The sequence below is a fragment of the Paraburkholderia sp. GW821-FHT02A12 genome, from assembly GCF_059422005.1.
The window spans coordinates 3,475,787-3,487,719 of sequence record NZ_JBWKWA010000002.1 but is presented as its reverse complement, the minus strand read 5'-3'; the positions used below and the strand labels follow the sequence as shown (position 1 = coordinate 3,487,719).

Below are 11,933 nucleotides of genomic sequence, written 5' to 3'. Positions count from 1 at the left end.
CCGGCGTTGCCTCAAATGAGGGCTAGCGCATTGCTACAGTCATCACGGAGCCGATATGTACGTACCCACTCATTTTGATGAACCGCGCACTGACGTGCTGCACACGCTGATCGCGGAGAATCCGCTTGGCATTCTGTTCACGCATGGCAAGAGCGGTCTGGATGCCAATCACATCCCGTTTGAACTGAAAGCCGGCGAAGGAACCTGTGGCGTCCTTCATGCCCACGTGGCGCGCGCAAATCCGGTCTGGCAGGACGTGACCAACGGGGACGACGTGCTGGTCGTGTTCCGCGCTGGCGACGCGTATATCTCGCCCACGTGGTACCCGAGCAAGCACGAGTTTCACAAGCAGGTGCCGACATGGAACTACAGGGTGGTCCACGCCTACGGCCGGGTGACCATCCGCGATGACGAGCGCTACGTTCGCGGGCTGGTCGCGCGCCTCACGCGTACCCATGAAGCATCCCAGCCCCATCCGTGGAAGATGACGGACAGTTCCAGCGACTACATCGATACCCTGCTCAAGGCCATCGTCGGGGTCGAGATCGAAATCACCCGGCTGGTCGGGAAGATCAAGCTCAGCCAGAACAAGGAGGTGCGGGATATACGAGGGGCCGGATCTGCCCTCAACGAACAAGGAGAAAACGTGATCGGTGAGGCTATGCTCGAGTACGCCGCAACAAAAAGCGTAGTAAAGGCCGGCGATGACCCACGTGGCGCTCATGAAAAACCGTGACCAGCAGCTCGCCCGAAGTTGTTGAACTTGTCGAGTCGGGCAAGGCGGACATCGGCTTCGTCTATGACACGGCGGTTGCATCAGATGCGGTGGAAATCACCCCATTGTTCGAACAGAACATGTGTCTCGTCGTCCACGAACAGTCCCCGCTCGGTCGTCCACGAACAGTCCCCGCTCGCCGCCGGGAGCGAAATCAACCTACGCGAGCGTTCCCTGCCGCTTATAGCGTTCCCGGCGCAGTACGCACTGCGTCGGATGCTGCACGCGGACGGCCTGGATGCCAACGTGGTAGCGGAGGTCGATACCGTCGACGCCATGCTCAAACTCACGTCCTTGACGCAAGGCCAGCGCATCCTGCCCGATTACGTTCGGCCTGGCTACGGTGCCAGCCGTTTTCTTTCGCGAGTGCACCTGTCGGTTCGCTTACTCCCGAAGACGTTGTTGACATTACACGACAAGTCACTTTGCCGGCGTACCATGTCCCGGTACACAAGGAGCACGAGATGAAGCCGTTGCAACGCCATGCCGCTGCCGGCAGCTTCTATCATCTGGCCGGCACGCCGCTGACAGGCTGTGCCTGCAACGGTCTGGCCTGCTTCGCCGCGCGTGTGGACAACCCCGCGCGCTGGGCCAAAGCGTGCCAGCAGCGCTCCCCTGTCTACTGCCTCGGCAAGTGCTATGCCGCGCCCAGTGATGCCGACCACGACACCTCGCCGCATATCGCGGTCCACAGCCTCCGCAGCGTGCTGCTGGATAACGTGAGCACTGGCGGTGTGCGCGGGCTGGCCGAATACCAGAAACGCGGTGGCGGCGCGGCGCGCCTTGCCGCGTTGGCCATGCCGCCGGCTGATGTGGTGCGGCTGATCGACGTTGCCCGATTGCGCGGTCGCGGCGGAGCAGGCTTTCCGGCGGGCTGGAAATGGCAAGCCATGGCAGCGCAGCACGCACCGCGCAAGTATTTGGTGATCAATGCGGACGAAGGTGATCCCGGTGCATTCTCTGACCGCTTTCTGCTGGAGGGCGATCCATTCCGCCTGATCGAAGCCGCCACCATCGCCGCCCATGCGACGTGCGCGACGCACGGCTATATCTACCTGCGCAAGGAATACCCCGATGCGGCACCCGTGCTCGCCAACGCATTGCTCGAGGCGCGGGCAGCCGGCTGGCTGGGTGCGCAATTCGACCTTGAATGCGTGATTGGCGAAGGCAGTTATCTGTGCGGCGAAGAAACCGCGCTGCTCAACGCGCTGGAAGGCCGCCGGCCGGAAGCGCGCCTGCGGCCGCCGCAGCTCACCGAACACGGGCTGTTCGGCTTGCCGACCCTGGTTCAAAACGTGGAAACCCTGTGCGCCGTACCCTGGATCGTCGCACAAGGGGCGGATGCGTACGCCCGGCTGGGCTTCTCGCAAAGCCGCGGCACCAAGCTGCTGTCGCTCAATTCCTTGTTCCGCAGACCGGGACTCTACGAAGTGGAGTTCGGCATTCCGCTCGAGCGCGTGGTCGACGAACTTGGCGGCGGGCTGCGGCGCGGCCAGCTCAAGGGCGTAATGGTGGGCGGGCCACTGGCTGGTATCGTGCCGCCCGCGCTGCTCGGTACCCGGCTGGGTTACGAGGAAATGCAGGCCATCGGTTGCGCGGTCGGTCACGGCGGCGTGATTGCCTTTGCCGACGATACACCGCTGGCGGCCATCGTCGAGGAGGTATTCCGCTTCGGCGCGCGCGAATCCTGCGGCAAATGCACGCCATGCCACCTGGGCACGCCAAGGCTGGCGGCGATGTTCGCCGCCGTTAAGGACGGTGGCCCGAGGCGTGGTCGTGACGATGCAGCCCAATGTGAAGCGCTGCTGGAAGCGCTCGCCGCCACCAGCCTGTGTGGGCACGGGCGCGGCCTGGCCGAATTTGCTCGCGCCGTGCAAACTCACTACGCCAAGGAGTGGTCGGCATGGTTCGGATAACGATCAATGGCGTCGCGCATGATGCGCGGCCCGGCACGTGCCTGCTGGATGCCCTGGAACAGGCTGGTGCGGCGGTGCCGCATACCTGTCACGACAAACGCTTGCCCCCGGCCGGCGCTTGCCGCCTGTGCGTGGTGGAAATCGACGGCCAGCCCCGGCCGGTAGCCAGTTGCGCCACCCCTGTCGAGGATGGCATGCAGGTGCACACTCACACGCCGGCGCTGGAGGCGTTGCGTCGAACCAATCTGGCGCTGATCGCGGCGCACTACCCGCAGCAAGCCGTCGTCGCCGAACCAGAGCGGCCCTTCCACCAGCTGCTTACCCGCTACCAGGTAACGGCAGGCGGGGTGGCCCGCGCTCACGTGTTCCATGACGACAGCCACCCCTATCTCGGTGTGGCGATGGAGCGCTGCATTCATTGCTATCGTTGCGTGCAGATCTGCGAAGACGTGCAGGGTCAGTTCGTTTGGGAAACCTGGCAGCGCGGCGAAGAAACCCATGTCGCACCCGGCAAAGGGCCAACCTTGCTCGATGGCGGTTGCGTGAGCTGCGGCGCCTGCGTGGATACCTGCCCGACCGGCGCGTTGTTCGACAAGCGCAGCCCGCACGAGCCGACCGGCTGGACCCGCACCACCTGTGTCTATTGTGGCGTCGGTTGCCAGATGGAGGTCGGCAGCAGCAATGGCAAAGTCGTGGCGGTGCGGCCCGCCGATCACCCGACCAACCGGGGCCACCTGTGCGCGAAGGGTCGCTACGCCTTCGAGTTCAACCATGCGCCGGATCGTATCGTGACACCGATGATCCGCCGAGACGGCGAATGGCAGGCGGCAAGCTGGAACGACGCGCTCGATTTCGTCGCCGACCGGCTGCGCGCGATCATCGCCACCGCTGGGCCGGATGCGATTGGCGCACTGGGTTCAGCCCGCGCTACTAACGAAGAAAACTATCTGTTGCAGAAGTTCGCCCGGGTGGTGCTCGGCACAAACAACGTCGATTGCTGCGCTCGCGTCTGCCATACCCCCAGTGCCAAGGCGCTCAAGACCATGCTGGGCACCGGGGCCGCCACCAATTGCTTCGACGACATCGAAGTCGCCAACGCCTTTCTGCTGTGCGGGGTCAACCCGACCGGGAACCACCCCGTGGTCGGCGCGCGCATCAAGCAAGCCGTCCTGCATGGGGCCCGGCTGGTGGTGGTGGACCCGCGCAGCACCGAGTTGGCGCAGCTCGCCGATGTCCATCTGGCCGTGCGGCCCGGCTACAACATCCCGCTATTCAACGCCATGGCCGCGACGCTGATCGAGGAAGGCCTGGTCGATCAGTCCTTTCTGGCCGAACGGGTGACCGGCTTCGAGGACTTTGCCGCCTTCGTCACCCGGTACGCGCCGGAGCGGGTTGCCGATGCTTGCGGGGTTGCCGCGGCAGACATCCGCGCCGCCGCGCGCATCTACGCAGCCGCCCAGCCGGCGATGTGTTTTCACGGCCTGGGCATGACCGAGCATCTGCAAGGCACCGAGGGCGTCATGACGCTCGTCAATCTCGCCTTGCTGACCGGCAACCTTGGCAAGCCCGGCGCCGGCATCAACCCGTTGCGCGGCCAGAATAATGTGCAAGGGTCAGCGCAAATGGGTTGTGACCCGGTATCGCTGACCGGCTCTCAACTGATCAAGGACGCCGGGCCGCGTTTCGAAGCCGCCTGGGGCTGCCGGCTGCCGGTCACGCATGGCCTGGATTTGCTGCAGATGATGGATGCTGCGCGCGACGGCAAGCTCAAGGCGTTGTGGGCGTTTGGCTACGACGTCTACCTGTCGCTGGCCAACGAGACCGCGACCCGCGATGCGCTGGCGAATCTGGAGCTGGTGATCGTGCAGGACCTGTTTGTCAACGAGACCGCGCGCGCTTTCGGCACCGTGTTCCTGCCGGCGGCGTCGTTCTTCGAAAAAGACGGCACCTTCATGAATTCGGACCGGCGGGTGCAGCGCATCCGCCGCGTGGTGCCGCCACCAGGCGTTGCCCGGCCGGACTGGTGGATCATCCAGGCGCTTGCCGTCAGGCTCGACCATGCGCAAGGCTTCAGCTTCGACAGCCCCGGCGCCATCTGGGATGAAGTACGCACGCTCTGGCCGGACGGGGCTGGTCTGTCCTACGACCGGCTGGAACGAGAAAGCCTTCACTGGCCGTGCCCAAGCGAGGATCACCCCGGCACACCGATCTTGCACCGGACGCACTTTCCGATCGGCAAGACCGCTGCGTTGGCGCCGGTCGACTTCATACCCACGTCCGAAAGCACCGACGAAACCTACCCCTTGCTTCTGACCACCGGTCGCACGCTCTATCACTTCAACGCCGGCACGATGACCTGCCGCACGCCTGACGCGCAGCTGTGCCCGACCGACACGCTCGACATGTCGCCGACGGATGCAGTGCAGCTGGGAATGACGGATGGCGATTCGGTACACGTGCGCAGCCGCCATGGCGCGACGACGCTGCCGCTGCGCGTGACCGAGGATGTCCGGCCGGGGCAGCTGTTCGCCACCTTCCACCGCCCCGAACTGTTCGTGAATCGCCTCACGTCCCCCGTGCGCGACCGGCAGGTACATGCACCCGAATACAAGGTAACCGCAGTGCGGGTGGAGCTAGCGATGAAAGGTCGTCGATGATTCCGGCGCAGTGGTGGAACGCTGAGACCCTCCCGATTATGGATGTCGACCGCCCCACGCACTTTGTCCGAGTGTCCGTTATCGAGAAAGCTGGAGGCCTCTTGTGGGTCGATTTTGGTCCAACGCGTCACGCAAACGCAAACGTCAGAAATAAAAAAAACCGCGCGCCAGGCCGGCCGCGCGGTGCAATCCTCCAGATCGGCAGAGCCGGTCCGGCCCTGCGCTTCTTGCCACACCGTTACGGCGTGCGCGGAAACTCGAACGCGTCGAACAGATCGCCGATTGCGGGCGCATTGACCGGCACATATGGATGCGTCTGCAACTGGATCGGATTCGGCAGATTGTCGCGGCTTCTGTGCGTGATCGGCTTCAGACGCCAGTTGCGTTCGATGAACTTCGCGATCGACGCGTGATCCGAATACTGGTGCACGACACGGCCACCGCGCGAGTATGGCGACACGACGATCATCGGAATGCGCGGGCCGTCGCCGAAGAAATCGAGCGGCTGGATGTAGCCTGAGTCGTAGTAGCCGCCGCCTTCGTCGGTCGTGACCAGGATCGCCGTCGAAGCCCACAGGCTCGGGTCGCGCTGCACCTTGTCGACCAGCTTGTGCACGAACGATTCAAAGAGCCCGAACTTCGACGACTCCGGGTGCCCGTCGAGCAGACCGCCCGGCTTCACGAACGAAACCGCCGGCAGCGTGCCGTTCGCAATGTCCGCGTACAGATCGGTCGTGTCCTGCAGGTGCGCATTGACGAGCGCGGGGTTCGTCATGATCGCGGTTTCATACAGGAACGGGTTGCAGATATTGCAGTAGACACTCGTGGCCGGCGTCTTCACAAACGTATTCCAGCCTTCGCCGTAGTACTTCCACGAGATGTTCTTCTCGATCAGCGTATCGGCGATCGTCCGCACCGGCGACGGCGGGATCGTGAACGCACTCGTATTGACCGTGCCGTCCCCGTTGTAGCCGGGGTTGTAGTTGTTCAGCAGGTAATACGTGTTCGGTGCGCACTTCGCGTCCGGCTTGTACGGCAGGCGGTCCAGGTAGTGGCGCAGCGTGCCGGCGCCGGGCTGATGACTGTCCGAGCAGTTGCTGTACGTGCCGCCCGAATAGCCGTCCTGCGTGTACCAGTTGTTGGTGTTCGCCTGCGGCAGCGGATTCTCGATCTGATCCGCCGGCGGCTTCGTGGCATTGCCGTTGCCGTCCGTGTAGTAGATCGCATCGGCGGTGCCGATCATGATGCTGTTCGCACCCGTGCCGCCCATCACCGGCTGGTGATAGTTGTCGCTGATCGTGAATTGGCGCGCGAGATGCGTGAAGTACGGCATGTCGCCGGTATTCACGTTGTAATAGCCGAGCGCGGTCGCTCCTTCGCCGGTCGTCTCGTCGTTGAAGTTCGCGGGCTGCGGCTTGCCGTTCGAACCGGCGCCCACCGACGTCTCCACCCACGCGAACAGATCCATCTGGCAACCGCTCGGATTATCGAGCGTGGCGTGATCGAGGTTGCAATCGGCCTGTTGCCAATTCTGGTAGAAGCGGTGCACCGGGCTGTTGATGTACTGGTCATAATCGGGACCGACGCGCGAGATCTGATACGGTCCGTTCGGCAGGTTATACGTGTTCGAGCCGAAGCGCGTATCGACGCTATGCGTCGGCAAACCGCTCGCACCGGTGGTCAGGTGCACGACGTCCCACGGCTCCATCATTGCGCCCTCGGCGGCTTGCGCCGCGGCGAGCGTGGCGAACGGCGGCGGATTGGTATCGCTCGGCGCGCTTGCCGTATTCCCGGTATTGGGTGCCGGCAGCACCGTATAGGGCTGCTTGCCGCCAGGCGCCATCTCGAAGCGCTTCGGGTCGGTGGCACTGGCCGTGTATTGCGCAGCCAGCGCGAAGTTCGGGCCCGGGCTGCCGTCGGCCGTGATGATGCCCTTCGACAGCAGGTTCGCCACCGTCTGCCCACGACGCGGCGTGTAAGCGCCGAATACGTGATCGAAGGTGCGGTTCTCGCCGACCACCACGATGACATGCTTGATCGGCGACGCAGTGTTCACTGCTGCAGCCGCTACCGCGGCCTGCTGCTCGCTTTGCGCGACAGCCGGGCAGATAGCCGCGGCAAGCGCGACAGAAACGGCGCCGCAAAGCAAGCCGCCTCTAAATGTTGGTATGCTAATTACATTGGCAATTTTTTTCACGAACGCCTCCATGACGTTACTCGGACGAGCAAGCGGTAATGTGGCGTGTGGGAATAATGGGCAGCTCCCTGCGTGGAAACGCTGCCTCTCTTACGAAGCGTTACGACGGGAAGAAATTATAGGGCGGCAATGACAATACAGGGACAAAAAAAAGTCGATGGCGTGTGAATCTGCTAACGAATTACTTTCGCTGCGATTCACATTGCATAATTCGCCCGTGGCGCCGGATTGGACGACGAAGATGCGTTCGCAGCAAAGGCCGCGAGCGCATCATTGTTCATTGCCGTTATCTCGTCGCTTCAACATGAACCGGCACCATGTTTTCACATGTCTTTAGCTTGGCTGTGCAAAAACGCCGCGCGGGGGTGAGCGGCCCCGTGACGTCGGACAGGTAACGCTCGCCCGCGCGATAGAACAGCGGTTGGCCGATGATCGACTCGAGATTGCTGATCTGATGGCTTACTGCCGATGCGGTCAGCCCAAGTTCCTCTGATGCACGGTTGACGCTTTTCGTTCGGGCCACGCTCTCGAAAGCGATGATGGCTTTCACCGGTGGGATGCGCATAGTGAAATTTTTTTCAGTTTCAGTTGAATGAAACCGCCTTGTTTGAATGCCCTACGCACTGCCATTCTTTCTGTCGGCAAGCCGCATAACCCGGGACACGAAGCCCTCCCGACTAACCCGAAATTTTCGGGCAGCAGAGCGGCAGACCACAAGCAAACATCGCGCAGTGCAACAACTGCGTGGGAGACAGCAATGAATTATCCGACTTTCCTGCTTAAAGCGCGATCGATCGCCGCTCACCAGGAACCTCTCTGACCTCCTTCGGCCCTTCATATCGCATGGAATATGAACTATCGCGAATGTCCGGTTCCGAGCACTTGGAACAGATACTACTGACCCGCTTCGTTCTTCGCTAAATCATGCTTGCGTCGGGCGCCCGGATGAGTGACGGGGCGGGCCGCACTTCTAAGCGCGGCATGCGGAGTTGCAGACGGTGCGAAATGTGCCAAGTGAGGTACCGCTGGTCGGATTCTTCGCCGGCGGCGAGATTGCAAGGAGCCACCTTTACGGCTACACCGGGGTATTGACGGTCTTTACGAACCGGGACTGAGGCCCCGGACGATTCTGAATTTTGCCATAGCATGAAGAAGACCCATACTACGTTCATCTACCTGAGGGATGGGCTTTGCGAGAGGCGTTGTCGTTTGACTGACGCGTAACAAGCCCCGTATCGGACTAGCTACTTAAACGACGCGGCGCTGCTCCTCGAAGTCTGCTGAACACTCGGCTGAACATGCATATAGACTCGGTTCTTCTAATAGCCGCTGCCGCACGTACGCCTGTAGAGCGAGGTGGATGCCTGCGCCTCGATCTTTCCGGCGCTCCGGCCCGGTACACCAACAGCCATTCGTACGTCGCCCTGACAGATCATGCACGCCCTCTTCAAACCATGGCTTGTCAATGACGCGTTTGGCGACCCAGGTCTATACGTGGACTTTTGCGACGAACGGCGTGCCCTCCTTTTCGATCTTGGCGATGTCTCCAAGCTGCTGCCCCGCCAACTGATGCGTTTGTCCCATGTGTTTGTTACCCATACGCACATGGACCATTTTTCCGGCTTCGATCATCTCTTGCGCGTGATGCTCGGGCGCAAGGCTGGCATCGTGATGTTTGGCGGCCCCAACTTTCTTACACAAATCGAACACAAGCTGAGCGCCTATACCTGGAACGTGGTGGATCGTTACGAGGTCGAGCTGGTGATCGACGCGCGCGAAATCGGAGCGGACGGTGGCGGGCAGCGCGCACTCTTTTCAAGTCGGAGACGGTTCGCCCGCGAAGCCAGCCCATCCTTCGAACGATCTGACGACGTGGTGCACAACGAAGCAACCTTTCGCGTGCGTGGCCGATTTGTCGATCATGACATCCCGTGCGTTGCGTACGTGCTCGAGGAGAAGGCTCGCGTCAACGTCGCGAAGGAGCGGCTCGCGGAGCTGGGGGTGTCGACGGGTGCGTGGCTGCGCGAACTGAAACATGCGGTGCTGACCGACGCGCCTGACGAGGCGCCAATTCAGGTACGGTGGCGCGATCGGCATGGCGAGCACGCCATGACCCGACAGGTCGGCGAACTGCGTCACCTGATCCTCGACATCGTTTCTGGGCAGCGCATTGGCTACGTAACGGACTTGCGTTATACGGAACCGAACGTAGAGACCCTGTCGGAGTTGATGCACGACGTGGACCTGCTTTTTATCGAGAGCGTATTTCTTGACGAGGACAAGGCCCATGGCCTGCGCAAGAATCACCTGACGGCCCGCCAGGCCGGTCTGATCGCGCGCCGGATCGGCGCCCGGGCGGTTGTGCCGTTCCACTTTTCGCCGCGTTACGGAGGACGCTCGGCAGCACTGATTGCAGAAGTGCAGGCGGCATGGTCCGCCACGTCGGTTCTGGTTGGCGAAAGGCCCGATTAGACCAGGGAAGCATTCAGTCAACAGACCTGACTCGTTTTTCTTTGGCTCATCGGCGTTCCGTAGAACCCCAACGCGATTCCACATATCGACTCGGCGTTGTACCCAGCACGCGACGGAATGCGGCCGCAAACGCACTGGGGCTCGCATAGCCGAGATCAAGGGCCACTTGGGTTACTGGCTGCCCCAAGCTCAGGCGTTCGATCGCCGCCAGTAGACAGACTTGCTGTCGCCATTCTCCGAAACTTACGCCAGACTGCGCTCGAAATAGACGAGTGAAGGTACGTCGACTCATTCCTGCCTCGGCCGCGACGGTGTCCAGACTCATTGTGATCAACGGCTCCGCGAACAGACGCCGACATACGCGTGCAAGACGAGGGTCAGCGGGTAACGGTGCATTCAACGACAGCTGCGGCATGGCCGCTATTTCCGCGACTAGCAGTGCCACCAACTTGCCGGCGCGGCCACCATCGTCGTACAGGGGCGGAAGAACGATTGCATCGTCGAGCAGTTGTCTCAGCAACGGTGAGACGCCATACACGCTGCAATGTGCGGGCAGTCCTGCCGCTTGAACTGCCTCGTCCGACACGAATGTGTTGAGCATCGTTACTGGACCGCTCATCGTCATTTCGTGTACGACGCCCGCCGGTACCCAGCACGCACGTTGCGGGGGGACGAGCCAGGTGCCCTCTGGCGTCGTCAGGCTGATCGCTCCGCGAGACGCGAACGCGAATTGCCCGCGTCGATGTGAGTGCGCGGGAAACGTCGAGCCGGCCCGATAGTCGTTCGCGGTAACGACGACGCTGCGGGGAATGTCTTCGTAGGGATCGAGCGGGGTATTACGCATGGCCCGAATTCTACAGAGGTTGACCCAATGTGGAAGGCGGGCGGCTCTCGTCGTCTTTACGATGCAACGCATGCGTGTCAGGTAACGCATTTCAATGCATCGGCGAACAAGCCGCTCTAACCAATCGTTCCTTCGGAGTTGAGATGCCCAATACGTTCCATCGGGTGGGAAATGGTCCCCATCCCGTCCTTGTGCTGCATGGCTGGTTCGGCGACGCGCGAGCGTTCGAGCCGATCGAGGTCTGGCTGTCGCAAGATGTGTTCAGCTACGTCTTCATGGACTATCGCGGTTATGGTGGCATGAAGGAAGCGGGCGGCAATTACACGATCGACGAGATCGCCGCGGACACGCTTGCGCTTGCTGACGCACTTGGATTTCATACATTCAGCCTGATCGGTCACTCGATGGGGGGCATGGCGATCGAGAAGATCGCAGCATGCGCACCCGAGCGCGTGCTTGCGCTGGTTCCAGTCGCGCCCGTGCCGTGCGGCGGCATAGAGTTCGACGCGGAAAGGCGCGCCTTGTTCGAAGGCGCCGCTGCTCGTCAGGACCACCGCGTGACCATTATCGATCGCAGCACGGGTAACCGATTGCCGTCGTCATGGGTCAAGTGGAAGGCGGCCTATTCGGCGGAGCATTCGTCAAAGAATGCGTTCGCAGCGTATTTGCACGCGTGGGCCGATACAGACTTTAGCGGGGAGATTGTGGGCTGCCATCCGGTAAAGGTGCTCGTGGGGGCGCATGATCCGACGTTCAACCTGAGATTGATGACCGAGACGTACCTTCGGCGATATCCGCTCGCCACCGTTGAAGTCCTGGAGAATGCGGGTCACTATCCGATGAACGAAACGCCACTGGCACTGGTGACGGCCATCGAACGCTTTCTCCTCGATGCGGTAAAAATGGATCTTTCACACGCCAGCGTTTCAGAGCGCGCGATCTGATCACGGCAGAATGCCCAACTGCCAACACGATTCCAGAATGGCGGCGAAAGCGAGCCGCTGCGTCGGGCTGGCAGCCTCGCGCGATTGTCGAATAGATTAGGGCCTCGCGAACTCAGCGCTCGCGGGTC

General features: G+C 61.9%; 7 protein-coding genes and 2 pseudogenes. 6 read left to right on the top strand and 3 right to left on the bottom strand.

Going from position 1 to position 11,933, the window contains the following annotated elements:
* Nucleotides 1-55 precede the first annotated feature (55 nt).
* The 4 genes and pseudogenes from AC07WT_RS37170 to fdhF all read left to right on the top strand — a co-directional run bounded on the left by AC07WT_RS37170 (nt 56) and on the right by fdhF (nt 5,348).
* Nucleotides 56-736 carry an FMN-binding negative transcriptional regulator gene (locus AC07WT_RS37170; RefSeq protein WP_494950806.1) on the top strand — a complete coding sequence of 227 codons (681 nt, stop codon included), beginning with the start codon at nt 56-58 and terminating at the stop codon, nt 734-736.
* Nucleotides 733-855, top strand: a pseudogene (locus AC07WT_RS37165) (LysR family transcriptional regulator); the annotation flags it as partial. The gene AC07WT_RS37170 and the pseudogene AC07WT_RS37165, both read left to right, overlap by 4 nt.
* Before the next feature lie 384 nt (nt 856-1,239).
* On the top strand, nt 1,240-2,691 hold the full coding sequence (locus tag AC07WT_RS37160; RefSeq protein WP_494951142.1) for an NADH-ubiquinone oxidoreductase-F iron-sulfur binding region domain-containing protein: 1,452 nt from the start codon (nt 1,240-1,242) through the stop codon (nt 2,689-2,691).
* Nucleotides 2,679-5,348, top strand: a complete 2,670-nt coding sequence (gene fdhF / locus AC07WT_RS37155) for a formate dehydrogenase subunit alpha (RefSeq protein WP_494950805.1) — start codon at nt 2,679-2,681, stop codon at nt 5,346-5,348. Before AC07WT_RS37160 ends, fdhF begins: the two co-directional genes overlap by 13 nt.
* Nucleotides 5,349-5,586: 238 nt before the next feature.
* Here fdhF and AC07WT_RS37150 read toward each other — a convergent pair whose 3' ends face one another.
* Both AC07WT_RS37150 and AC07WT_RS37145 read right to left on the bottom strand, forming a co-directional pair.
* Complete coding sequence (locus AC07WT_RS37150) at nt 5,587-7,557, bottom strand: alkaline phosphatase family protein (RefSeq protein WP_494950804.1); 1,971 nt, start codon at nt 7,555-7,557, stop codon at nt 5,587-5,589.
* 340 nt (nt 7,558-7,897) lie between these two features.
* Nucleotides 7,898-8,110 (bottom strand): annotated as a pseudogene (locus AC07WT_RS37145) (LysR family transcriptional regulator); the annotation flags it as partial.
* 869 nt (nt 8,111-8,979) lie between these two features.
* Between AC07WT_RS37145 and AC07WT_RS37140 the strand changes: the two are divergent.
* A complete protein-coding gene (locus tag AC07WT_RS37140) occupies nt 8,980-10,017 on the top strand; it encodes a ribonuclease Z (protein WP_494950803.1) in 1,038 nt (345 codons plus the stop codon).
* Nucleotides 10,018-10,063: 46 nt separating this feature from the next.
* Here the strand turns inward: AC07WT_RS37140 and AC07WT_RS37135 are convergent, their stop codons facing one another.
* Nucleotides 10,064-10,861 carry an AraC family transcriptional regulator gene (locus AC07WT_RS37135; protein ID WP_494950802.1) on the bottom strand — a complete coding sequence of 266 codons (798 nt, stop codon included), beginning with the start codon at nt 10,859-10,861 and terminating at the stop codon, nt 10,064-10,066.
* 143 nt (nt 10,862-11,004) lie between these two features.
* Between AC07WT_RS37135 and AC07WT_RS37130 the strand changes: the two genes are divergently transcribed.
* Nucleotides 11,005-11,805: an alpha/beta fold hydrolase gene (locus AC07WT_RS37130; protein ID WP_494951141.1), complete on the top strand. Its 801-nt coding sequence runs from the start codon at nt 11,005-11,007 to the stop codon at nt 11,803-11,805.
* The last annotated feature ends 128 nt before the right edge of the window (nt 11,806-11,933 follow it).